Origin of the sequence: Pseudolactococcus piscium (genome assembly GCF_002441695.1) — a bacterium.
Classification (GTDB): Bacteria; Bacillota; Bacilli; order Lactobacillales; family Streptococcaceae; genus Pseudolactococcus; species Pseudolactococcus piscium.
Genome location: NZ_JXJW01000001.1, coordinates 63,566 through 86,665 on the forward strand (window position 1 = coordinate 63,566; position 23,100 = coordinate 86,665).

A 23,100-nucleotide genomic window follows, 5' to 3' on the forward strand; every position below is an offset into this window, starting at 1 on the left:
GCGGTCCATCGACTCGGATTCATCGAGAAAAATGTATGATGCCATAAAAAAAATCCCCTCACATCACTGATGAGGGGGATTTTTTTATTTGAGGATATCCATTTTTAAAACATCATGGATTGTTGCCTTTAAAAAAGTAATAATTTCTGTTTCAGTGGAGCTGATATTGCCACTGGCAATCAAATTGGCAAAACCAGTTGAAAATACCCAAGTACCTGTAAGCAATCTATGGACTTGTTCCTCTGTTAGTTTTGAGTAAACTGGACTATCCCTGATGATACGACGAAATAGGTTATAAGAGAAGTCGTTAATAGACGTATTCGTACTCCCATTTTTTTCCAAATAAATCGTACCAAAAAGTTTTGGATTTTTGCAGGCAAAACTGATATAGTTTAGTGATAAGTTGATGATTGGATCCTCATGCGTTTGTTTAATCAAAAGTTCATTTTCTAACTTGTCATAAATTGTATCAAAAAGTTCAGTCCTGAGGGCATTCATATTTTGAAATTCTGCATAAAGCGGTTGTGTTGAGATATTCATATATTTAGATAATGCGCGAGCAGTTAATTCTTTAACGCTTTTTTCTATCAGGAATTGCTGTGCAGCTTCTAAGATATCTTCTTTAAATATTGTTTTATTTCTAGCCATTGTTGTATCCCTTCTATGTTATTTATTATATAATAATTGTATGAGAACTACAAGCGAAATTATGAAAAAAATGGTATAATTAGTAAGATGATAAGTGTTTTTTTATGATAATAAGTGAGAATAGTTGGGAAACCATGATAAAATGGACCTGTATTTATCACTGTCCAAGGAGGAATGATGACAATTAAAAAACTGTCAAATGAACAATTGAGCATTGAAGTCGGCGAGTTTGGTGCAGAATTACAGTCGATCAAAAAAGATGGCATTGAGTACTTATGGCAAGGGAATTCTGATTTTTGGGGACGACGCGCACCCGTATTATTTCCAATTGTTGGGAAACTAAAACATGGTAGATACACATATGATGATGCTAGCTTTCAATTATCTGGACATGGCTTTGCGCGTGATAAGGTATTCAAATTAATTGATGGTAGCGATGAGGCTGTTATTTATGAACTCAAATCAGATAAGGAGACGAAAATCGTTTATCCGTTTGATTTTAGATTGCGTATCACTTATAGACTGCAGGGCAACCAACTTTCTGTCAATTGGGAGGTTAAAAACTTAGATGAAACTGAGATGTATTTTGGTATTGGTGCACATCCGGCTTTTAACGTCCCTTTGGGAACCGGTAAGTTTGAAGACTATAGTTTAGCCATTAGTCCAGAAAAAAACCGACAATTGATCCCGCTAAATGTATCGGAAGGCACAATTGATTTAGCTAAGAAGCAGGTAAGCAAAGACAACACCTTTAACTTAAGCCGTGCGCTCTTTAAAAATGATGCCCTTGTGTTCGAAACACCAGAAGCGACAGAAGTTGTGTTATCTAATTCAGTAAATGACAGGTCTGTCAAAGTCTCTTGGGATCATATGCCGTTTGTCGGCCTTTGGAGTCCTTATCCAAGTGAGGCACCATTTGTTTGTATTGAACCATGGTGTGGTATTGCTGACGATGATAATACGGATGGTGATTTAACCACTAAATTTGGGATTAATATGCTTTCTCCAGGTAAAAAATTCAAAGCAGGCTATACGATTATAATTAACTAGTTTAGAAGATGTTATGCAAGCCATAGCATCTTTTTTTATGTCATGGCTTGCTATACTTAGAACTGGTCATAAAAAAATTAAATGATTGATCGGAAAGAAATGATGTGAAATCACTATCAATCATTTTTTAAAGTGTTAAAATAGTAATAATTATAGAAAAAATGAGGGTAGAGATGACTGAAACTTCTGAAAAGAAAACACCGAAAATAAATACGATTCTATCACACATTGGGATCAATCATGACGAAGCAACTGGTGCCTTAATATCGCCAATTCATTTGTCTACTACTTATCAACACCCAGAATTTGGTCAGTCTACAGGATACGACTATACACGCACTAAGAATCCAACACGATCTACTCTAGAAGAAGCATTAGCAGCCATCGAAGGTGGTGATTTTGGAATCGCAACGAGTTCTGGTATGTCAGCTATTGTTTTAGCCTTTGACATTTTTCCAGTTGGCTCAAAAGTTGTTGCTTCAAGGGACTTATATGGCGGGTCTTTTCGCTGGTTTAATGACCAAGAAAAGCGAGGTATATTTGACTTTGACTATGTCGTAACAGAGGATGAGATGCTAGACGCCATCACATCAGAAACTGATATCGTTTATATTGAAACACCGACTAATCCCTTGATGATTGAAGTGGATATTACAAAAGTGGCTAAAAAAGCACATGAACATGGTGCTAAAGTGATCGTGGACAACACTTTTTATACACCGATTTATCAACAACCTCTTGTTTTGGGAGCGGATATAGTTGTCCATTCAGCTACTAAATACTTATCAGGTCATAACGATGTATTGGCGGGAGCTGTTATTGTTAAAGCGGCGTCGCTTTATGACCAACTGATTTATAACTTGAATACGACGGGGCCAGTACTCTCGCCTTTCGATAGTTATTTGGTGATGCGGGGCTTGAAGACGCTATCATTACGGATGACACGTGCCACAGAAAATGCAACAGAAGTTGTGGCATTTTTAAGGCAACATTCAGCAGTAAAAGAGGTCCTCTATACTGGATTAGGTGGTATGATTAGTTTTAAGGTCAGTGACCAATCAAAAATTCCAGATATGATTAATGCACTGAATATTATCACATTTGCTGAAAGTTTGGGTGGTGTGGAGTCCTTGATCACCTATCCAGCAACACAGACACATGCGGATATTCCAGCACCTGTTCGTGCAAGTTATGGTTTAACTGATGACCTGCTTAGACTCTCGATTGGGATAGAAGATGTAACTGATTTAATTGATGATTTGGCGCAAGCCTTGAAAGTGTGAGAAAGAACATGACAACCTATAATTTTACAACTGCACCAAAGCGATTAACGACCCATTCTGTAAAATGGCAGGCAACAGAAACAGATCCAGAAATTTTGCCAATGTGGATAGCGGACATGGATTTTGAAACCTTTCCTGAAATGACTGCTGCCATTAAAACCTTTGCAGACTATGGGATTTACGGTTATGCTTATGCACCAAAGTCGCTATATGATGCGATTGTTGCTTGGGAAGACGCCCAGCATCACTATGCAATCACTGCTGATGACATCGTCCTAATATCTGGTGTCGTTCCAGCCATAACCGTTGCAATTCAGGCATTCACAGAAGAAAATGATGCTGTTTTGATCAATACCCCACTCTATCCGCCATTCGCTCGGACGATTAAGCTCAATAATAGAAAACTAGTCACGAATTCACTTGTAGAAGTGGCTGGTAAATTTACCATTGACTTTTCCCAATTAGAGAAAGATATTGTTGATAATGACGTTAAACTCTATGCCTTTTGTAGCCCACATAATCCCGGGGGGCGTGTTTGGACAGTAGCAGAATTGACACGTATCGCTGAACTGTGTCAGAAATATCAAGTTACCTTAATCGCTGATGAAATCCACCAAGATTTAACCTTGTTTAATCATCAACATCACAGTTTTAATACAGTAGGTGACTATCGTGATTTTGCAATCATCTTGACTAGCGCCACGAAGACATTTAATATTGCGGGAACAGGAACAGCTTATGCTTTGATTGAAAATGAGGACTTGAAGCGAAAATTTAAGGCCCGTCAATTGATGAATAATCAACATGAAGTCACTACCTTAGGCATGCTTGGCACTGAGACCGCCTTAACGTCAGGTGCCCCTTGGTTGGCAGCATTAAAACCTGTATTGGAAGAAAATCTAGCATTTTTGACTGATTATTTTGCTAGCAAGGCCCCACGCATTAAAGTGATGCAACCAGAAGGGGGTTACCTAGTCTGGTTAGATTTTTCTGACTATGGCCTTGAGGATAAGGACTTACACCACTTACTTAAAGCAGATGCTAAAGTTACCTTAAATGAAGGCATTAATTTTGGTGCCGAAGGGCTAGGGCATGCACGACTAAATATTGCAGCACCTCTTGAGCATGTTAAATTAGCAGTCGAGAGGATTGCTGCTGCTTTACCAAAATGATAAACCGATTTCAGGATAGCTAAGCCTTGATAGCAAATCAACAATTTTTTTGATATAATACTAAAAGAATAGAAAATATCAGAAAGTTGGTCTATCAAAATGGGAAAATTTCAAGTTGTCACACATCCACTCATCCAGCACAAGCTCACAATTATTCGTCAAACAGCTACAGGAACGAAAGCTTTTCGTGATCTTGTGAATGAAATTGCCATGCTTTTAGGGTATGAAATTTCACGTGAATTACCACTAGAAGATATTGAAATCGAAACGCCAATTACAAAATCAATTCAAAAAACATTGGCAGGGAAAAAATTAGCAATTGTGCCTATTCTACGCGCTGGTATCGGCATGGTTGATGGTATTCTATCTTTAGTCCCTGCAGCAAAAGTTGGTCATATCGGTATGTATCGTGATGAAGAAACCTTGCAACCAGTCGAATATCTGGTGAAACTACCAGAAGATATCGATCAACGTCAAATTTTTGTTGTTGACCCGATGCTAGCAACAGGTGGATCAGCTATACTCGCTATTGATTCACTTAAAAAGCGTGGTGCTGCGGGTGCTAATATTAAATTTGTTTGTTTAGTAGCTGCTCCAGAAGGCGTTAAAGCCTTACAAGAGGCACATGCAGACATCGATATCTACACAGCGGCCTTAGATGAAAAATTAAATGAGCACGGCTACATCGTACCAGGATTGGGCGATGCTGGTGACCGTTTATTTGGAACGAAATAAGCATGATCGATAAGTTAAAGGTTGTGTTAGCAAATTTTAACGATAATAGAACCTATAGTGGTGATGGCTATTACAGAGTCAAATCCTTTGATGATGGTAGTTATGAGTTAGAATTTTCTATTTCGGGTAGCTGTGGCACCTTTGATAGCCATCCAGCCATTAAATTTGCCTTATCTCCTGAGTCTGATAGAGTGACATACTTGCTATATCGGGATATGGTAGCAACTCCCATCAAGTTCTTTAAACCAGAAAGTGATGCAGAACAAGAGTTTGTCAAATTAGCATTTGAGCAGTTAGTTGACAAATTTTATCTGCTAAAATGAGCAAGTTAACACCGCTATCAGGGCGGTGTTTTTGTTTATAGAAATTTAAAATAAAGACTTTAATTTCTTATCTTTTGATGCTATAATTATAAATTGAGTACTAAAAATTAAAATATGTTATGCCTGATGATTATATCAGGCATAACATATTAATTACATAATGGAGCAATCATTGAAAAAAATTAATGTGAAACAGATTTTGGTAGGTAAGCCCTTGAAATCAACAGATGACGACAGTCATCTCCTCACTAGATTCCAAGCTTTAGCGATGTTGTCAAGTGATGCCTTGTCTTCTATTGCCTATGGTACTGAGCAGATCGTGACAGTTTTGCTGACCTTATCAGCTGCAGCTATTTGGTATAGTTTACCAATTGCAGGCCTTGTCTTAGTCTTACTCGCTGCATTGACACTTAGCTATCGACAGATTATTCATGCCTATCCTCATGGAGGTTGTGCTTATGTTGTCTCAACTGAGAATCTGGGGAACAATGCTGGACTAATAGCAGGTGGTAGTCTACTAGTTGACTATATGTTAACTGTAGCAGTTTCAGTTTCAGCAGGGGCAGATGCCATCACATCTGCCTTGCCATCCTTACATCCGTATAATTTGCTCATTTCTATCGCTTTGGTGCTGTTGCTAATGCTGATGAATCTTCGTGGGCTCCGAGAATCAGCTGGTTTTTTGTTGGTCCCCGTCTATACGTTCGTAACAGCAACTGTTCTGTTACTAATTGTCGGTATGTTCAGAGTCGTTTCTGGTGACATTTCATATAATGCAACGAGCCATATCGGAACGGTAGTACCAGGTATTTCAATTATTCTACTACTAAAAGCTTTCTCTAGTGGGTCAGCCAGTTTGACAGGTGTTGAGGCAATCTCTAATGCAGTGCCATTCTTTAAGAAGCCTAAGGCTCATAATGCTGCAGGTACATTGGCTTTGATGGCAATTATCTTAGGGGTCTTCTTTACTGGCATCACCTTTTTGAACTTCTACACAGGTGTCGTACCCAATGCCCATTCAACCGTATTATCTCAAGTCGCACATAATATATTTGATTTTAACGGCGCTGGTCGTATCTTCTACTATATTTTTCAATTTTCAACAGCTATGATTCTTGCAGTTGCGGCTAATACTGGCTTCTCCGCTTTCCCAATGCTAAGTTACAATCTAGCAAAGAATAAGTACATGCCACATATGTATATGGAAAAAGGCGATCGTCTAGGCTATTCTAACGGAATTATCAGCTTAGCTGCTGGTGCAGTCGTTTTATTGATGATCTTTAATGGCTCAACGGCCAGACTCATTCCGCTATATTCGATTGGTGTATTTGTACCTTTCGCCTTATCTCAAACAGGTATGGTCATCAAATGGCATAGAGAAGCTGGTAAGAAATTCTGGCGTCGTGCCATCTCAAATATTATCGGTGCAACAATCTCAGCCATTATTGTCCTCATTTTACTCATCTTCCGTCTCGCTGACATTTGGCCATTCTTTGTTGTCATGCCTATTTTACTGGCTGTCTTTTATGCCATAAAACGTCACTATACAGAGGTTGCACATCAATTGCGACTAGAAGATAAGATTGTAGACCATGTTTTTACTGGCAATACGGTGATCGTGCTTGTTGGTAATGTCACAAATGTGGCAGTTGGTGCCATGAGTTATGCCAAATCTATTGGGTCAGAAGTGATAGCAGTCCATGTATCAACCAAGGAAACTGGTCATAAAGATAGAGAAGTTGAAGCTGAATTTAAGAAAATCTATCCAGACGTGCGCTTCTCCATTGTTGAATCTAGCTATCGCGATATCGTCAAACCAGTTGTGCGTTACGTCGACCTGGTTTCTAAATTGGCAAGTAAGAAAAATAATACAGTCACCGTTATCGTCCCTCAATTTGTACCAAAACGATCATGGCAAAATATTTTGCATAACCAAATGTCTGTTCGCATGAGATACTACTTAAGCTGGCGTGATAATGTTGTTGTATCAAGCTATTCATACCATCTTAAAAAATAAGGTATCTCAAGTTAATCAAGAGGGTATCTGCCCTAACAAAAAAAATGACTAGTCTAATTAGTCATTTTTTTTATTATTTTAATAAGTCACGTTCTCTGTACCAAACATCTGGTTGCCAGATCCAATTTGTGTCATATTTTTTGAGTAAGTTGAAACTTTCAACTGGTCCCATAGATCCAGCTGGATAATAATGTAGCGGTGCTTTATCAGCTTGCCACGTATTCACAATTTTATCAATCAATGTCCAGGATGCTTTCACTTCCTGCCAACGACTAAAGTTTGTCACATCACCATTTAAGACATCATAAATCAACTTTTCGTAAGCCTCTGGAGAATTTCCGAGGGCATCTGCATCATGTCTGAAATCTAATTTAACAGGTTCGATAGAGAAGTGTTTGCCAACTTCTTTTCCGTTAACCTGTAATGAAAAGCCTTCTGTAGGTTGGATGTAAATCGTTAATATATTTGGTGTAACTGTCTGCTCGAAAATATTGGCATTATTTTTAAAAATAATATTAATGCGTGTACCCTTTTCTGTCAAGCGTTTGCCAGTTCTAAAGAAGAAGGGCACATCTTGGAAACGGTCAGTATCTACGAAAAAGACACCACTAGCAAAGGTTTCTGTTTTAGATTGTGGCGCAACGTTTGGTTCGTCGATATAAGCTTGATAATCATGGTTATTGATTTGACCAGCTTGGTATTGACCACGAATAAAGTTAGTATTAATTGCCTGTTCATCGGGTAAGCGTAAGCTCTCAAGCACTTTAATCTTTTCAGGTAAGACATCCGCACTTGAAAATGAAGCAGGTTTATCCATGGCAAGAATGGAGAGGACTTGTAGGATATGGTTTTGTACCATATCTTTAAGTGCGCCGGATTGGTCATAATAGCCACCGCGGTCCTCAACACCAATCGATTCAGCAAAGGTAATTTGGATATTATCGATAAATTCTTTGTTCCAAACATGTTCAAACAAGATATTAGCAAAACGAACAGCGAAAATATTTTGAATCATTTCTTTACCAAGATAATGGTCAATTCTAAAAATCTGATTCTCGTTAAAGGTTTCAGATAAGGCCTGATTGAGTTGCTTTGCTGTCTCTAGATCAGTTCCGAAAGGCTTCTCTATGATCAATCTTTCAAAGCCTTGCCCATCCACAATATGCTCAGATTTTAGATGATCTGCAATTGTCCCAAAAAATTCTGGCGCCATAGCCAAAAAGAAAACTTTATTATGCTCGGTTTGATAGGTAGCAGAGAGCTCATCCTGCAATTTTTTTAAGGTGGCATAGTGTTCAGCATCCTGAACATCATGACTTTGATAGTAAAAATGTGAGGCAAATGTTTTGGCTTGCGTTTCAGATACAGCTAAATCTGAGATGGATTCAAGCACAATACCCTCAAAATAGGCCTTTGTCCATGGTCTACGTGCGGTACCAATCACGGCAAAATTTTCTGCTAAAATACCAGACTTATAAAGGCGAAACAGTGAAGGATAAAGTTTACGCTTTGCTAAATCTCCACTTGCGCCAAAAATTGTGATGACTACTTTACTCATATATTGATTTCTCCCAAAATTCTTTTTAGCTCTTCTAATTATATCAAAAATTCCGTCAAAAGGTCCGATATACGTATGGATTAGCCGGTTTTTTGACCTCATTAATCTTTTGTGGCTTGATAATTGGTATTTCTCTCTTGAATGGTGTATAGTAGGCCATTTGAATTTGGCCAGTTATCTCTATCCAGGTATTATTAGGATAGGCCTTACCATCAGTTAACGTTCGTAGACCGAAAACGCCAGAGTCAGCGATACAATGGATAATACCAAATCTAAAGAGGAATTGTGCATCGGGAGTGGTCGGGTCATTATAGACAAAGCCAGTATAGGTAACTGTTTTGCCCTCAAATGTACCAGGGAAGTTATAAATCAACTCCATAATTTCCATATAATTATCAGTTGTGATATTAATGGTAGATTTGTTTTCATAGGTTGCCAACTCTTTTTTCATTATTTTGTCATAAACAGACTTGGTAAAGTAGAGGCTGGTATTTGGCTGAAGATATTGAATTTGAGTCCCATCAGAACTATCTCCCGATCCTTCTGCCAAAGGGAAGTTAAAGCCCTTAGCAGAGACGATGGTAGCATCCAGTGTTTTAGACGGGATGAGAATGCTAGATAAAATTGGTGTCGCAAGTAACAGTAGGGCAAATGCTCTCGCTAAGGCTGAGTTGATATGACTGTGCGTTTTAGCATGCCGCATCCAGTTAATCAGCTGAACAAGTGCGAAAAGTAAAGAAAGTAAGGCAGATAGTACCGCTAGGTAGCTATAGTGGGTATTGATGTACTGATTCAGTTTTCCAGTGAGTTGTAAGTACATCATCAGCTCAAAATAGCCAGATAAAATCAAGAATCGGATCATAGTAAGCTTACCCCCATACTGATTGTCAACACAAGAAGTGAAATCGCAATCACATAGCGGACGATAAATTTAGTCTTGAAGTAATGCTTCATCATCAATAAATTTTTAATATCAACGACAGGGCCAAATAAAAGAAAAGCAATAATAGGTGCAGTCCCAAATAGGCTGAGTAGGCTAGCACCGATAAAGGCATCTGCCTCGCTACATAATGAGAGTAGGAAAGCAAACAGCATCATCAGCAAGATTGCAACAACGGGGCGATGTGTAAAGGTCGTTAATAATCTCGTTGGGACAAAGACTTGAATTGAGGCAGCAATTAAACTACCGAAAATCAGATAGCGTCCTGTGTCGAAGAACTCATCGACTGCATGCGTCAAGGCAGACCAAAGCTTTTGCCAGGGTGTCAGCTTAGCGACATGGTGCATATGGTTATGAGGTGTTGGTGTTTCTAGCAAAATGGGATCATCAAACTTATAGGCTAAAATTAAGCCAACCACTAGGGCAATGATAACAGCGCCTAAAAATCGAAAGAGGACAAATTTGAATGAGTTACCAAAAGCGACAAAGGTAGCAAATAAGACCACAGGGTTGATGATTGGTGCAGCAATTAGAAAGGGAATACCAGTATAAGTTGGCACTTTCTTCTCTAAAAATCGGTTAATGATTGGGACGATACCACATTCACATGATGGAAAGAAAAATCCAGCAAAAATACCGACAAGCACACGTAGGAAACGATTACGAGGTAGAAATTTAGCCACCAAGCTAGGCGACAAATAAGTCTCAATCACACCAGCAACCAAGCAACCGAATAGGACGAATGGCAAAGCTTCTATAATAATCGACAGAAAAATTGCCGCTAGCTGAGACCAGACGTCAGGAAGATTATTTAACATCTTTAGGACGCTCTATATCAGGTCTAGGTAAATCAGTATTGAATTGTTTCAGAAAATCTTCTGGTGTTTTCACGGATTTATCAGAAGTTTTTTCAATTTTTTCTATGTCTGTGAAGACGACCTGAGGTGGTAAGACAGCTAAGTCACCTAAGACTTTGTCCAGATCATCGCGTTTTTTAAAGGTTAATGCCATTTTTTCTCTTTTCTATATAAAGTGATAGTTATAGTTTACACCATTTTCATTAAAAATAGCTTATAGTAAACAAAAAGTATCTTTTATGCCAAACTACTTGCTTTTTTTCAAAAAACCTATATAATTATATAGTAATGGTAGATTGTCGTATTGCGCAGTCTGTCTAAAAAAAAACTTATTTTTTATTCTAAAGGAGACATTTTTAAAATGGCTAAAGAAAAATACGATCGTTCGAAACCACACGTTAATATCGGTACTATCGGACACGTTGACCATGGTAAAACAACACTTACTGCGGCAATCACGACAGTTTTATCACGTCGTTTGCCTTCATCAGTAAACACACCTAAAGACTATGCTTCAATCGATGCAGCACCTGAAGAACGCGAACGTGGTATTACGATTAATACTGCTCACGTTGAGTACGAAACTGCAGCACGTCACTATGCGCATATCGATGCTCCAGGTCACGCGGACTACGTTAAAAACATGATCACTGGTGCCGCTCAAATGGACGGTGCTATCTTGGTAGTAGCTGCAACTGATGGTCCTATGCCACAAACTCGTGAGCACATCTTGCTTTCACGTCAAGTTGGTGTTGGTAAATTGATCGTTTTCCTTAACAAGAAAGACCTTGTTGATGATGAAGAATTGATCGAATTAGTTGAAATGGAAGTTCGTGACCTCTTGTCAGATTACGATTTCCCAGGCGATGACACTCCAGTTATCGTTGGTTCAGCACTTAAAGCCCTTGAAGGCGACTCTGAATACGAAGATATCGTTATGGAATTGATGGATACTGTAGACTCATACATCCCAACTCCAGAACGTGACACTGACAAACCTTTACTTTTACCAGTCGAGGACGTATTCTCAATCACTGGTCGTGGTACAGTTGCATCAGGTCGTATCGACCGTGGTACTGTTCACGTCAATGACGAAATCGCTATCGTTGGTATCAAAGAAGATATCGCAACAGCTATCGTAACTGGTGTTGAAATGTTCCGTAAACAACTTGACGAAGGTCTTGCCGGCGATAACGTTGGTGTATTACTTCGTGGTGTTCAACGTGACGATATCGAACGTGGTCAAGTTATTGCTAAACCAGGTTCAATCACACCTCATAAACAATTTAAAGGCGAAGTTTATATCTTGTCTAAAGATGAAGGTGGACGTCATACGCCATTCTTCGATAACTACCGTCCACAATTCTACTTCCGTACAACTGACGTAACTGGTTCAATCAAGCTTCCTGCTGGAACTGAAATGGTTATGCCTGGTGATAACGTATCAATCGAAGTTCAATTGATCCACCCAATCGCCGTTGAACAAGGTACTACTTTCTCTATTCGTGAAGGTGGACGTACTGTTGGTTCAGGTATTGTTGCAGAAATCGAAGCTTAATACATTTTAGACTTCCAAATAATCTATTTATTGGTCGGACAATAAATAGAAAAAGCATTCAGATATAATCTGAGTGCTTTTTTTGTTAGTATTTTTAGCTGCATAAGAAGTTAAATAAAAAACAGCCAAAGCTTGGCTGTTTAGTTTGCTTTTTTAAAGACACCACGGTCGACAAGTGCATTCATTTGGAAATAGAATTTGTCTTGAATCATTTTATTTTCAGGTGATTTAAAGATATTGATATGTCTGAGTCCAGCCTTATCTGTAATCGATAGTTTAAAACCAGTCAGGTCGGAATTGACGATGATTTTTAACAAGGGACCGTCTCCAGAGTTTGGGACTTGTTCAAGTATACGAGATAATTCGAAATTACCGATTTTGTTTTTCATAAATGTTGTATCCATTAGTGTGTACTTTTTGATTGAGTCAGAAAGCTGATACGTATCCTTGCAATCATCAAGATGTTTTTCGGTTATAAATGCCATATTAAGTCACTGCACAGGTAGACTAATTATCGGTGCAGTAGCTCCTTTCTTATAGAAGGTTAGTTACGAGATAAAATAGAGGTTAAGATATTCATGAATTCGGTCAGCTCATCCAGTGTATTTAACTCTGAAAATGACACTCTGACAGATTCTTTAAGCTTAGCAGAATCAGACCCATAAATGGCTGTGAGAACATGAGATGGTGCGATATCGCCTGCAGTACAAGCAGATCCTGTTGAAATAGCAACGCCTTGCAAATCGAGTTTCATCAGTAATAAGTCCTGGTTAATCCCAGGGAAGCCTAGATTAATGATGTGTGGCATGTTTAGCTCACCAAACTGATTCAGGTAAAAATGAAACCCATCAAGTTTTGATAAAAAATATGTACTTAACTCGGCTACTTTTGCATCATTTTCGGCCATCTTTTGATGGGCAATCGACAAGGCTTTAGCCATGCCAACAATGCCCACGATATTCTCAGTGCCAGCACGTCTTTTTTCTTCCTGTTCGCCACCATGTATCAGCGGATCCATGACTAGGTTATTCTGGTAAAGAAAGCCGACGCCTTTAGGGCCATGAAATTTATGGGCAGCAGCAGTCAACAAGTCAATCCCTAACTCGCTTGGATGAATGGGAAGTTTACCAATAACTTGAACAGCATCTACATGATAGACTGCTTGGTGAGCGCCAACACCCTTAGCGATATCTGCTATCGGTAAGATTTGGCCAGTTTCGTTATTTGCATACATGGTGGAGACCAGAATCGTATCATCTCTAAGCTCATTCAGTATCGAATCTGCGGTTATACTACCAGTTGTATTTGGATTAACAATCGTGATGTCAAACCCATGCTTATCTTTCAGGTATGCAAAGGCATGCAGGACAGAATGATGTTCTATTGCTGTGGTAATGAGGTGCTTTCCTTTGTACTGATTGGCCAAAGCATAGCCGATGATCGCTTGATTATTCGCTTCTGATCCACCTGATGTGAAAATTAATTGGCGACTAGGTATAGCGAGTATAGCTGCGATGTCATCGCGTGATTGTCGGATTATTTTTGCTGCTGCTCTGCCTGCACGATGAATGCTGGAGGGATTTCCGAAGGTGTCAGTTGCGACATCAAACATCTCTTTCACAACTTCAGGTAGCAGTGGCGTTGTTGCAGCATTATCTAGATATATAATTTGTGCCCCTCCTTTTGGAAATAGTAAGCAACATATAGCTGATTAAAAGATTAGTCTGCTGATTTATTGTATTGGAAGAGTGGACTAACTGGTTTGTTTTCATGAATACGAATGATCGCGTGTGCAAGTAAAGGTGCTGCACTCAAGTACTTAATCATCTCTGGTTTAGGTGTTTCGGTTTTCACTGAATCTGTCACAAGGACCTCAGAAATGCCAGATGCGTTCAAACGGTTAGCAGCACCTGGTGTAAATAGACCATGTGAGGCAACTGCAAATATTTCTTTAGCACCGGCATTTTTAGCGATGACTGATGCATTTGAAAAAGTTTTGCCAGTATTTAAAATATCGTCTATCAAAATGACATTTTTGTTTTTAACATCACCAATGATATAGCCGTTTTCGCGATTTTGATCATCATTGGCATAGTCCACGATAGCAAGCGGGCTTTCAAGATATTCAGCAAGTGAACGGGCACGCTTAATGCCCGAATTTTTCGGTGCAACGACGACAACGTCATCGCCAACCAATCCTTTTTCTTGGTAATATTCAGCAAATAATGGCACAGTGAAGAGATTATCTGCAGGGATATCAAAGAATCCTTGGACTTGTACTGCATGTAAGTCTATGGTCAAAATACGATCAGCACCAGCTTTTGTCAGCATATTAGCCACTAATTTAGCAGTAATCGGTTCGCGTGGTGAAGCTGTTCTATCCTGGCGTGCATAGCCATAGTAAGGCATCACGACATTGACAGAGTTAGCACTTGCGCGCTTACAAGCATCTATCATAATCAAAAGTTCCCATAAGTAAGTATTGACGGGATAAGAAGTTGATTGGATGATAAAAATGTCAAAACCACGGACACTTTCTTCTATGTTAATTTGAATTTCCCCATCAGAGAATTGTTTTGAAGAAATTTTACCCAGTGGGATACCAGAAGTAGTTGAAATCTTTTGTGCTAATTCTAAATTTGAGTTCAGTGAGAAGAGTTTGATCGCCTTGTCTTTGTCAGTCATTTTTGTCCATTTCTACAAATAAATTTACTGATTCCATTTTACCAAAAAAAACAGTAAATTAGTAGTCCCATCTATACGCATTGTCATTTTAGAGAAGGATTTTAGGGCTAGCTAGTAGGCAGCTGCCTAATCAGCAGTTAGGTTAGGTTACCAGTTTTTATAGGTGGTATCGCGCCTCCTTAGGTTTCAGTCATTGCTTGACTTTAAAATATAGACGTGATAAGATAAATCATGTAAACGATTGCAGAAATATACTCTGTTATCGGTGGATTGTAATTTAAAAAGGGGTCTTATTTTATGAAAAAATCAAAACTTATCTCATTGCTTGCAGTATCGGCACTTTCTGTGACGTTTTTAACTGCATGTGGTGGATCAACTGAAAAAAAAGCAGATGACAAAACAACTGAAAAAACTGCAGAAGCTTTCACTGGTGCTACGCGTGGAACTGACAAATTTGACACATTATCAAAAGCATTTGCTGCAAACGGTGCTTGGTTAAACGGTGTGACTAAGGATATTGATGCATCAGGTAAAACTTTAACAGTAGACGGTTTATTTTCTGGTGACGGTCTTGTAAAACGTGAGCTTGCACTATATAAGTCAGGTGCCGATAATAAACCAGTTGAAACGTATACGTTGACTATTGGTAAAGTCGTTGTCAAATCACCTGGTTTCATCATTGCTCAAGGGACAGTTAAAGGTGATGTTTATGTCAATGCGACAGGCTTTAACATGAAAGGGACTGGTAAAATAGACGGTAACTTGATTTTTGCCTCTGATGCCCTTAAAACTGCCTATGAAGCACTCCCAGCTGATGACAAGGGGACTGTTACAGGTTCAGTTAAAGTAGAAGCAGCGACTGTTGTAGGTGTTAAACCAGGTCAGATTTCTGTAGCTGCTAAGGGTGGCGCAATCTCTTATGTTAAAGTGAGTGATGTCAAAGCTGGTGCAACAAAAGGCACAGAGAAATTTACAGTATTATCAGATACATTAGGTAAATCAGGCGCTTGGTTAGCTGCAGCAAAAACAGATATTGATGCGTCTGGTAAAACACTTACGATTGATGGCATGTTCATCGGATCTAAAGGTGAGATTGCTAGAAAAGTAGCACTATACACACAAAATGATAAACACCAAGTGACAAAAACATTTACGTTGACACTTGATAAATTGATTGTGAATTCACCTTATACTGTGATTGCTAATGGCATCATTAAAGGGGATGTTTACGTATCAAAATCAGCGGCTGGTTTTGCTGCTCAAAACGCCAAAGATACATCTGATATGCAAGTCACTGCAAAAATTGATGGTAATCTTTACTTTGCAACACAAGAACAACTTGATGCTTACAACAAACTTGCTGCAACTGCCAAGTATGACGTGACAGGTCAAACAGCTGTTAAAGCAGCGAATTAATCGACGCTAAATCGTCTCGCAAAAAAACACTGTGAAGGTGTTTTTTTAGTTGCGGACATAAGCAGTAGGTGCGCCAACTGGCTTAAGTGTTAGGTTAATCAGCAGCTGCGACAAGCCTAGATAGGCGGTTCGGACTAGTCTTGCTTAAAATCACCTTGCGTCGAGTTAAATCAAGCCTTTTTATGGTAAAATAGGATAATAATAAGTAGTGCTCTGTAGCTTTTTGGCGCAAAGTATGAATGAATCAAGACGAATTGATCATAAAAATAAAAGTGAGAATAAAATGACTGACTATACCTTTTCCCCAGAACTAGATGAGCGATTACGGGGCTTTATCTCGAAACCAGGTAATTTCATTGCTGATATTGGCTTTGTCCATGCTTTATTTGCCTATCCACTTGTAGCAGTTGGGGAACAGTTTATCGTCCCAATCGAAGATAAATCAGTTATTCCTGTTTTTACAACATCAGAAGCAGTAGCAACTTTTCAAGAACAGGTGGCAGAATCACTGACTTATGTCAATAAATCCTTTGTATCAGTTGTCGAAGACTTGATGAGCCAGGAATTTGATGCGATTGCCTTTAATCTACAACCTGCTGGTCAAGATGCAAGTAATGCTACCATGTTACCTAGAGAGCATTTGATTACCTTCATCAATCGCTATACTGATGTCCTTAATAAATTATCTGATAATGCTTCACTGCCGCTCTCTGAGCAGCATTTTCTCATGCCAGCCTTTACGAGACAAACAGCAGATGGTAGTGTATCTAGGATATTTGCGACCCTATCTAACGCAGATGATGAGTCTTTTGTGCCTGTTTTCAGTAATATTTTGAGTTTTTCAAAATGGTACAATCATCCAGATTTTGGCATGCCTTTTCAGGACAGCAAAGGGATTGTCTTGACCTGGTGTCTAAGCGAATTAAAAGCGCCAAGCATGGGTGAAAATGAGTTAGAAGATGTACTAGGTGTAGCTGTAGACCCATTTGACGCATCAGACTATGCCCAATCAATTATCTTGTGGCAAGATCTTGAAGCATCTGGAACGTCTAGTTAATATTAAATAATCAGCACGGTTGTGTACCGCCTTTTCGAGAATAGGCGATGGGAGGTAGAGAGTAAAATGGGCTTTTGGAAAGAGGCGTTTGCAGTTGTTAAGGAGAATGATCCAGCAGCACGCTATAATGTTGAAATATTTCTGACTTCTCCTGGTATAAAGGCACTTGCTGCGCATAAGCTGTCCCATTTTTTTTGGTGCCATCACTTTAAATTAATCGGTCGGATGCATGCCCAATTATGGCGGTTTTTCACACAAATTGAAATTCATCCAGGTGCCATCATCGAAAATGGTGTGTTTATTGATCATGGCTCAGGACTTGTGATTGGTGAAACCGCGGTCGTAGAGTCTGGTGCTAAACTTTACCATGGTGTGACATTAGGTGGGACAGGAAAAGATACAGGTAAACGTCATCCAACTGTGAGACGGGGTGCCTTAATTTCTGCCCATGCGCAGCTGCTCGGACCGATAGAGATTGGTGAGCATGCGAAAATTGGTGCAAGTGCTGTTGTGACAAAGGATGTCCCTGAAGCAGTGACTGTCGTCGGTATACCGGCTAAAATCGTCAGAGTACACGGAGAGATCTCACCAGAACGTGAACTGACTAAATTAGAGCGCGCACGACATGTTAGCTTCTATGATCACATGGGTGGCATATAGCTAAAAATGGTAGGTGCTGTCAGCTAGTGAATCGTTTTAAAAGTGTAGGAGAAGTAAATGATTAAATTATATAATACAATGACACGAGAAAAAGAAACATTTGTCCCCTTGAACAGCGGTCAGGTTACCATGTATGTTTGTGGACCGACGGTTTATAATTATATCCATATTGGCAATGCAAGATCTGTCGTTGCCTTTGATATGATTCGGAAATATTTCGAGTATCGTGGGTTTGATGTCACGTTTATCTCTAATTTTACAGATGTTGATGATAAAATTATCAAGGCAGCCAAAGCGGCTAACCTATCGATTGAAACGCTAGTCGAGACATATATTAAGGCTTATGAGGAAGACACAACAGCACTGGGTGTTAAAGCAGCAACACAACATCCACGTGTACTTGACTTTATGCCTGAAATTATTGCCTTTATCGAGGTATTGATTCAAAAGGACTTTGCTTATGTGGCAAATGGAGATGTTTTTTTCCGTGTTAAGCAGTCTCAAGGCTATGGTCGTTTGGCGAATAAAAACATAGATGAACTTGAAGCAGGCGCATCTGGTCGAACAGGGACACTCGAATTAGCTAAGGAGGACCCGCTTGATTTTGCCTTATGGAAGTCAAGTAAACCTGACGAGCCATCCTGGGAAAGTCCGTGGAGTAGTGGTCGACCAGGCTGGCATATCGAGTGTTCAGTTATGGCGACGAGTATCTTAGGGGATACGATCGATATTCACGGTGGGGGAGCTGACTTAGAGTTTCCACATCATACAAATGAAATCGCACAGTCAGAAGGAAAAACAGGTCAGACATTTGCAAATTATTGGTTGCATAATGGCTTTGTGACTGCAGCAGATGGTGAAAAAATGTCCAAGTCTCTGGGTAATTTTGAGACTGTGCATGATATGCTAGACGTGATCGATGCACAAATCTTACGTTTTTTCTTAGTCAGCCAGCATTATAGAAAACCTTTGGCTTTTTCTGACGATTCAGTTCAAGATGCTGAAAATAATTTTAAAAAAATCAAGCATGCTTATGAGAAGCTAAATTTTGAGATCAAGCAAAATCCAGTCGATTCCCAGCTACCAGATCAGGAAATAAGTGGCTTTCGTCAAGATTTCATCAAGGAAATGGATGATGATTTCAATATTTCAAATGGTCTGACCGTTTTTTATGAGTTGATTAAGTATATCAATACAGGTAATTTCTCACTTGAGGCACTTGACTTGTTTGATGAGATTTTGATGATTATGGGCATTTCATTTGACGAAGGCTTATTGGATGCTGAAATAGATGGGCTCATTCAAAAAAGACAACTTGCCAGAGAGAATCGGGATTACAAGTTGTCAGATGATATCCGAGATACGCTAAAGGCAAAAGGGATTTCCTTGTTAGATACACCAGATGGTGTGAGGTGGACACGTGACTGAATTTCGAGCTGATTTATTAAATGGAATTGCTTTGGCATATGCTGGTGACGCAGTTTATGAAGTGTTTGTTCGCGATCACTTGTTAGCTAAAGGAATCACAAAACCAGGAGAACTACAAAAAAATGCAGTCAGATTCGTCAGTGCAAAAGCACAAGCTTACCTGATTGCTGAGATGGAAAAAGAAACATTTTTAACAGAAGAAGAGTTAAGTTATTTTAAACGTGGTCGTAATGCACATAGTAAAACGACAGCAAAAAATACAGACGTGATTACCTACCGTATTTCTACCGGATTTGAAGCAGTGTTTGGCTTTAACCATTTGACTGGTAAAAATGAACGTGTAGCACAGCTTGCGACTTACTGTATCAAAAAAATCTCTGAGCAAAATTTATGAAAGTTTCCAACATTTCTTGTAGAATAGGTACTATATTAACCAAATATACAAGGGGTTGGGCGATGTACAGAGTAGTTGAAATGCGCGGAGATAATGAGCCGTGGTGGTTTTTTGATGATTGGCGACAGGATATTGTTGCAAAGCATGAGTTTAACGATTTTTATGAGGCATTACGTTTTTACAAGCAGGAGTGGGCGCGCTTATCCAAGTCTTATCCGGAATTTAAAAGTCAAAAGGACTTTCTCGCTGCGTTTTGGGTAAAGACAGATACACGCTGGTGTGTGGAGTGTGATGATGATTTACAGCAGTATCACAGCATTGCTTTATTAGAAGATTGGCATCCTGTAAAAAGCTTTGAGAATCGCTTGCCGTATGCGAAAGCTTCAGGATTTACACCTCATAAAATATGTCAATATAAGGGTTAGCTTGCTAATCCTTTTTTTGTTGTTCAAAAAAAGAAATATCTCATAGCAAAGGGGGAAGTACAAGACAAAAAATACAGCTAATCTCATAAGGTTAGCTGTATTAAACTTGATATGACTGTCAGACGTCAAAGTATCTGCATCCCTAACTTTAAAAGTCGGATAAAAATTGTTCTTGTTCTTCGAGTACCTGCGTTAACTTTTCTCCAAAGCTGCCTTGAATCGTTCCTTCTAAAGTTTTTGAAGCATGGCTCAAGGTCGTTTTGGTCTGTTCGGTTTCGGTTTTACTTCGATCCCTCACTTTTTTTTGATCTTTTGAACTGCTGTCCATAACGAAGAGAGCATTCGATTTGACGTGTGCCTTTTGCAAACTCTTTTGTAGCTCACGCAAGGCTTGTTCCAATATGTCCATTCTTGCTTTATCCTCCTGAATTATCTGATGTCTCTTAATTTTTGACGGTAGTTTAATTCATTCTCTTCTAGTTTTTGTAGGCATTTTCTCTTTTCTTGATTTGCAATCTCATCAAATGTCTCCTGCGCACGATACATCTCTTGCTGGATAAATGAAACGGCTTGTCCATCTACAGCTTGATGCCTAAGTCGACTATTCATCTCCTGAATGGCAGACTCTGTTTCTTGTTGACCTTTTCTTTGCAGAAATCTAATCTGGTCTTCGGTTTCCTCAAGTTGTCTTCGACTATTTTGGTAGTCTGAAATGATGTCTTCTTCTGATAATCCCATTTTATATCCCTCTTAACTGTTGGGCTAATTCGCTATCTCTTGCCACGATGTCAGTTATTTTAGCATTTATTTTGTTGGTTAAAGCGTTGAAATTGTAGGCCATATTGGTAATTTTATCGATTTTTGCTTGATACTTTTGACAAGGCAACGTGACGATTGTATACGGAGTGGCCCCCATATCACGCAAGCATGCCATGATTTCCCACTCCTCCAGTAAAGACCCCATCCATCTAGACTCTGTTAAGGTATCTTGCCACAAGTCTTGTGCATGACGGATATCCTTTTGATAGACTTTGAGAATACTCTCGGTAGCTATTTCAAAATCGGTCGCTGCTTTTTCTACGATAATCCGTGCGGCTTCACTATCTAGGTAGATTTTTCCATTTGCAGATAGACCTCCCCCACTAGCCAGCAAGTGAGATCTGAGTTGATTAAGTCGCTTCATCTGTAGTCCGTATGTTTTTGTTGCATATGTGCCATACCTACTTAGATAGGTTTTAATACGTTCAGCTATTTCAGCATCAGGATTAGCAAAGGGATCCCAATTTCTATTTTTTTTAATCCAATTTTTAGCAGCCCTTTCAACCTGTTTCTTGGTCATATTTGGTGCGAAAATCCCATCTTTAGCTAAACTGTCTAGGTCCAATACATTACCTGTAAAGTATTTTGATAAGGCATTATGATCGCCAATCCCTATAATCCCTTGTATGTTGCCGTATTTATGATCTCGGCGAGATAGGTCTGCCCAAGAATCATTTTGATATCGTGTTAACATGGCTGGATTAGCAATCAGCCGTGTTTGTTGGGGTTTGCTCAAGGTACTAAACTGACTCCCACCCCAGTCATCGAAACTGGTTGTTTTGAATCCAATAGCTTGCCCGTATTTAGCGGCCATTTTCATCATATAGCCACCGGACTGGCTAAATCCTGCGACATCCGTAATTTTGCCATTTTTCTTGGTAAGCTTACCTTGTGTTGCCTTTAAAAAATCTACCGCATCATAGTATTCACTAGATAAACCATCTATCGCACCGACAGCAGTAAGCGCCCCATTTCTACCAGTCTCGCCCCAAGTATTTGTACCAGCATAAACGACCGCACAATTATTATAGTCAACTGTCCCATCAGAATTGACAGGTGCGATGGCCATGGCGTTAAGTTGACTGATGTTACTGCTGGCTGCTTTGTTTACGAGTTTGAACTCTTTTTTTTGCCCCTCAATTTCTAATTTTAATGTTTTTTCTACTGATACGATTTTTACGGATTTCTTGGTAGCGTCAATTGCATTTGCCAATATTTCTGTAGTTATCTCATTATTCATAGGGACCTCCTAATATCTTAATTCATGAACTTCTAGGTTATAGACTATCTTAGCTTTTTTACTACCAGTAGTATTTTTCGTAATTTTTTCAAATTCTTTCTTTTGCTCTTCGCTTACTTCTAGTCCAATGATTTTATTTACATCATCTCGTACATAGATAGTATTATCAAGTTCCATTTTTAACATAGAAGATGTATTTTCAGAATTTAATATATTTTTTTTAACATATTTTTGTAGCTCATCATTATATTCAGTTTCATCATTAAGTCTAAATGTCATGGTGAGAAAAAGTTTATCTGAAACATATATCTTCACAACTGTATCGACATAATTCCCAAATAAAGAGGGACCTAGTATGGGTGAATTTCTATACTCCACCCCAATGCCTTGCCACTCGATCTTTTCGATTCCTTGGTAATTTTTTACTAGGTAATCTGTTACGTAGCTTTGGATAAGCTCAATGCCTTGTTGGTATTCTTTTTCCGTTTTTTGTTTGTCCATGTATCTTTTTCCTTCGATGCCGATGCCAATCAATAGGAGTAGCAGCAAAACACCCATTGCTTTTTTTGTTCTTGATTTCACCATACTCACCATGATTTCTATAGTTGTAGTATATAATACCTAAGTTTATTTTATCATTTTACGTACAATTGTCAAACAAATTCATTATTCAGCATTTGTAAACGATCACTTTGATATGACCTTAGTATTTTTGATGTTGCTTAAAAAAATTGAGCATAATAGTTTACAAACGTAAACTAAAGTAGTAAAATTACAATTGTAAACGTGAGACGCGGGTATTAAAAGATTTGATGGTAGTGATAACATCGAATCG

General features: G+C 38.9%; 25 protein-coding genes. 13 read left to right on the forward strand and 12 right to left on the reverse strand.

The window, feature by feature from the left end; genetic code table 11:
- Window positions 1–84: 84 nt before the first annotated feature.
- Entirely contained in the window at window positions 85–648 is a 564-nt protein-coding gene (locus RU86_RS00280) for a TetR/AcrR family transcriptional regulator (protein ID WP_096813489.1), read from the reverse strand.
- Between the two features lie 177 nt (window positions 649–825).
- On the opposite strand from RU86_RS00280, the gene RU86_RS00285 reads away from it, so the two are divergent.
- The 6 genes from RU86_RS00285 (at window position 826) to RU86_RS00310 (ending at window position 7,228) form a co-directional block, all read left to right on the forward strand.
- On the forward strand, window positions 826–1,698 hold the full coding sequence (locus RU86_RS00285) for an aldose 1-epimerase family protein (RefSeq protein ID WP_096813490.1): 873 nt from the start codon (window positions 826–828) through the stop codon (window positions 1,696–1,698).
- A 173-nt stretch (window positions 1,699–1,871) separates the two neighbouring features.
- A complete protein-coding gene (locus RU86_RS00290) occupies window positions 1,872–2,981 on the forward strand; it encodes a cystathionine gamma-synthase (RefSeq protein WP_096813491.1) in 1,110 nt (369 codons plus the stop codon).
- A gap of 8 nt (window positions 2,982–2,989) precedes the next feature.
- Window positions 2,990–4,153, forward strand: a complete 1,164-nt coding sequence (locus tag RU86_RS00295; RefSeq protein ID WP_096813492.1) for a MalY/PatB family protein — start codon at window positions 2,990–2,992, stop codon at window positions 4,151–4,153.
- A gap of 99 nt (window positions 4,154–4,252) precedes the next feature.
- A complete protein-coding gene (gene upp / locus RU86_RS00300) occupies window positions 4,253–4,888 on the forward strand; it encodes a uracil phosphoribosyltransferase (protein ID WP_047915015.1) in 636 nt (211 codons plus the stop codon).
- Window positions 4,889–4,890: 2 nt separating this feature from the next.
- The gene (locus RU86_RS00305) at window positions 4,891–5,211 is read left to right on the forward strand and encodes a hypothetical protein (protein ID WP_096813493.1); all 321 of its coding nucleotides are present in this window, start codon (window positions 4,891–4,893) and stop codon (window positions 5,209–5,211) included.
- A gap of 160 nt (window positions 5,212–5,371) precedes the next feature.
- Window positions 5,372–7,228 (forward strand): APC family permease, encoded by a 1,857-nt coding sequence (locus tag RU86_RS00310; RefSeq protein WP_096813494.1) that lies wholly within the window; start codon window positions 5,372–5,374, stop codon window positions 7,226–7,228.
- A 73-nt stretch (window positions 7,229–7,301) separates the two neighbouring features.
- On the opposite strand, the gene zwf is transcribed toward RU86_RS00310, so the two are convergent.
- The 4 genes from zwf to RU86_RS00330 are packed head-to-tail and all read right to left on the reverse strand — an operon-like array spanning window position 7,302 to window position 10,737.
- A complete protein-coding gene (gene zwf, locus RU86_RS00315; protein ID WP_096813495.1) occupies window positions 7,302–8,786 on the reverse strand; it encodes a glucose-6-phosphate dehydrogenase in 1,485 nt (494 codons plus the stop codon).
- A gap of 55 nt (window positions 8,787–8,841) precedes the next feature.
- Complete coding sequence (locus RU86_RS00320) at window positions 8,842–9,648, reverse strand: TIGR03943 family putative permease subunit (RefSeq protein ID WP_096813496.1); 807 nt, start codon at window positions 9,646–9,648, stop codon at window positions 8,842–8,844.
- A complete protein-coding gene (locus RU86_RS00325; protein WP_096813497.1) occupies window positions 9,645–10,544 on the reverse strand; it encodes a permease in 900 nt (299 codons plus the stop codon). The genes RU86_RS00320 and RU86_RS00325 overlap by 4 nt, the downstream gene beginning before the upstream one ends.
- The gene (locus tag RU86_RS00330; RefSeq protein WP_096813498.1) at window positions 10,534–10,737 is read right to left on the reverse strand and encodes an SPJ_0845 family protein; all 204 of its coding nucleotides are present in this window, start codon (window positions 10,735–10,737) and stop codon (window positions 10,534–10,536) included. Before RU86_RS00330 ends, RU86_RS00325 begins: the two co-directional genes overlap by 11 nt.
- A gap of 207 nt (window positions 10,738–10,944) precedes the next feature.
- Between RU86_RS00330 and tuf the strand changes: the two genes are divergently transcribed.
- On the forward strand, window positions 10,945–12,141 hold the full coding sequence (gene tuf, locus RU86_RS00335; RefSeq protein WP_096813499.1) for an elongation factor Tu: 1,197 nt from the start codon (window positions 10,945–10,947) through the stop codon (window positions 12,139–12,141).
- Window positions 12,142–12,281: 140 nt separating this feature from the next.
- Here the strand turns inward: tuf and RU86_RS00340 are convergent, their stop codons facing one another.
- From RU86_RS00340 to RU86_RS00350, 3 genes are read right to left on the reverse strand one after another with little or no spacing between them, the layout of a single operon-like run.
- Window positions 12,282–12,626, reverse strand: coding sequence for a DUF1831 domain-containing protein (locus RU86_RS00340; protein WP_096813500.1), 345 nt, complete (start codon window positions 12,624–12,626; stop codon window positions 12,282–12,284).
- 59 nt (window positions 12,627–12,685) lie between these two features.
- Window positions 12,686–13,810, reverse strand: a complete 1,125-nt coding sequence (locus RU86_RS00345) for a cysteine desulfurase family protein (RefSeq protein ID WP_096813501.1) — start codon at window positions 13,808–13,810, stop codon at window positions 12,686–12,688.
- Between the two features lie 50 nt (window positions 13,811–13,860).
- Entirely contained in the window at window positions 13,861–14,826 is a 966-nt protein-coding gene (locus RU86_RS00350) for a ribose-phosphate diphosphokinase (RefSeq protein WP_096813502.1), read from the reverse strand.
- A gap of 297 nt (window positions 14,827–15,123) precedes the next feature.
- Between RU86_RS00350 and RU86_RS00355 the strand changes: the two genes are divergently transcribed.
- The 6 genes from RU86_RS00355 to RU86_RS00380 all read left to right on the forward strand — a co-directional run bounded on the left by RU86_RS00355 (window position 15,124) and on the right by RU86_RS00380 (window position 20,206).
- Window positions 15,124–16,242: a hypothetical protein gene (locus RU86_RS00355; RefSeq protein WP_096813503.1), complete on the forward strand. Its 1,119-nt coding sequence runs from the start codon at window positions 15,124–15,126 to the stop codon at window positions 16,240–16,242.
- A gap of 283 nt (window positions 16,243–16,525) precedes the next feature.
- Window positions 16,526–17,299, forward strand: coding sequence for a hypothetical protein (locus tag RU86_RS00360; protein ID WP_218839024.1), 774 nt, complete (start codon window positions 16,526–16,528; stop codon window positions 17,297–17,299).
- Between the two features lie 66 nt (window positions 17,300–17,365).
- Window positions 17,366–17,959: a serine O-acetyltransferase EpsC gene (gene epsC, locus RU86_RS00365; RefSeq protein WP_096813505.1), complete on the forward strand. Its 594-nt coding sequence runs from the start codon at window positions 17,366–17,368 to the stop codon at window positions 17,957–17,959.
- 57 nt (window positions 17,960–18,016) lie between these two features.
- Entirely contained in the window at window positions 18,017–19,387 is a 1,371-nt protein-coding gene (gene cysS / locus RU86_RS00370; protein WP_096813506.1) for a cysteine--tRNA ligase, read from the forward strand.
- The gene (locus tag RU86_RS00375) at window positions 19,380–19,781 is read left to right on the forward strand and encodes a Mini-ribonuclease 3 (RefSeq protein ID WP_096813507.1); all 402 of its coding nucleotides are present in this window, start codon (window positions 19,380–19,382) and stop codon (window positions 19,779–19,781) included. Before cysS ends, RU86_RS00375 begins: the two co-directional genes overlap by 8 nt.
- Before the next feature lie 62 nt (window positions 19,782–19,843).
- Complete coding sequence (locus RU86_RS00380; protein ID WP_096813508.1) at window positions 19,844–20,206, forward strand: DUF1033 family protein; 363 nt, start codon at window positions 19,844–19,846, stop codon at window positions 20,204–20,206.
- A 148-nt stretch (window positions 20,207–20,354) separates the two neighbouring features.
- On the opposite strand, the gene RU86_RS00385 is transcribed toward RU86_RS00380, so the two are convergent.
- The 4 genes from RU86_RS00385 to RU86_RS00400 are packed head-to-tail and all read right to left on the reverse strand — an operon-like array spanning window position 20,355 to window position 22,766.
- Window positions 20,355–20,615 carry a hypothetical protein gene (locus RU86_RS00385; RefSeq protein WP_096813509.1) on the reverse strand — a complete coding sequence of 87 codons (261 nt, stop codon included), beginning with the start codon at window positions 20,613–20,615 and terminating at the stop codon, window positions 20,355–20,357.
- 20 nt (window positions 20,616–20,635) lie between these two features.
- Entirely contained in the window at window positions 20,636–20,944 is a 309-nt protein-coding gene (locus tag RU86_RS00390; RefSeq protein WP_047915057.1) for a hypothetical protein, read from the reverse strand.
- 1 nt (window position 20,945) lies between these two features.
- Window positions 20,946–22,265 (reverse strand): hypothetical protein, encoded by a 1,320-nt coding sequence (locus RU86_RS00395; RefSeq protein ID WP_245810443.1) that lies wholly within the window; start codon window positions 22,263–22,265, stop codon window positions 20,946–20,948.
- Between the two features lie 9 nt (window positions 22,266–22,274).
- Window positions 22,275–22,766: a hypothetical protein gene (locus RU86_RS00400; RefSeq protein WP_245810444.1), complete on the reverse strand. Its 492-nt coding sequence runs from the start codon at window positions 22,764–22,766 to the stop codon at window positions 22,275–22,277.
- Window positions 22,767–23,100 lie beyond the last annotated feature (334 nt).